At 60.9% G+C, this 1375-nt stretch carries 1 pseudogene; it reads right to left on the reverse strand.

The annotated features are described in order from the left end of the window. Window positions 1–21: 21 nt before the first annotated feature. A pseudogene (locus LOM8899_RS22930) lies at window positions 22–1257 on the reverse strand (IS256 family transposase). Between the last annotated feature and the right edge of the window lie 118 nt (window positions 1258–1375).

Consider the following 1375-nt stretch of genomic DNA (forward strand, 5'->3'; position numbering starts at 1 on the left):
GGTAGCGTCCGTCAAGGTGGTTTAAATTGTGAGATGGCCTGAGGGCATGATCAGGCGGTTTTTTTTGGCAATGCTGAGAATTGGGTCGATCTCCTCCGTGTCGATCTGGGCGAAAGCCTCGACCATCATGTAGCGTCTCGAGGTCTGCCATTCGTCATTCTGCTCGAACAGGACCGCTCCGATCAGGCGCATGATGGATGCCTCGTTCGGGAAGATCCCGACGACATCGGCGCGGCGTTTGACTTCCTTGTTCAGTCGCTCGATCGGGTTGGTGGAATGCAACTTTGTGCGGTGTTGCCGCGGGAAAGCCATATAGGCTAGTACGTCGTGCTCGCTGGTATCCATGATATCCGCAAGCTTGGGCCAGCAGGGACGGATCTGGTCGGCCACGCGATGTCATGTCTCGGCGGCATGGGCGCGGTCCGGCTGCTCGAAAGCCTGGCGGATCGCTGCGGCCACGACGGTGTGCTGGCCCTTAGAGACGTGGGCCAGCGCGTTGCGCATCCAGTGGACGCGGCAGCGCTGCCAAGTTGCCTCGAAGACCCGAGAAATGGCGGCCTTGAGGCCTGTATGGGCATCGCTGATCACCAGCTTCACCCCATCGAGCCCGCGACCACGAAGCGACCGCAGGAAGTCCGTCCAGAAGGTCTCCGCCTCCGAAGGGCCGATGCCCAATCCGATGATTTCCCTGCGGCCTTCGGTGTTGGCTGCCACGGCTATTATGGCTGCAACCGAGACGATCCGCCCGCCCTGACGCTGCTTGAGATAGGTGGCATCGAGCCAGACATAGGGCCAGTCGCCGGTCAGGAGGCGGTTCAGGAACTCGCCGACCCGTTCATCAATGTCTTTGCAGAGCTTTGATACCGTGCTCTTGGAAATGCCAGACAGCCCCATAGCATGCACCAGATCGTCGACCTTGCGGGTCGCGGCGCCGCTGATCCACGCCTCTTGGATAACGGCGACCAAAGCCTGCTCAGAGGTTTTGCGGGCTTAGAGAAAGATGGGGAAGTAACTGCCTTGCCGCAGCTTGGGTACCTTCAGGTTCAGCGTCCCAAGGCGCGTGTCGAGCGTGCGATCGCGGTGTCCGTCGCGCCACGTCGTGCGCCCGTCGGCCCGCTCGTGCCGCCCGGCACCGATCACGCCATCTACATCGGCTTCCATCATCAGCTGAAGGACGGCCTCGGCGATGCTGCGAAATAGATCGCCCTGATCGTGCTTGGCCAGAAGCTCGGACAGGTCCATGTTGGCCTTGGTCATCGGGGTCTCCGTGTGGTTCGTGGTTGAAGCGTCGAAACCCCACCTCGATCATACACCTCGATGGCCACCTCGCCCTACACCGGAAGCGCCGATGAAATTACAACACGTCCTCGGACGC

The sequence above is a fragment of the Flavimaricola marinus genome (assembly GCF_900184895.1).
GTDB lineage: Bacteria > Pseudomonadota > Alphaproteobacteria > Rhodobacterales > Rhodobacteraceae > Flavimaricola > Flavimaricola marinus.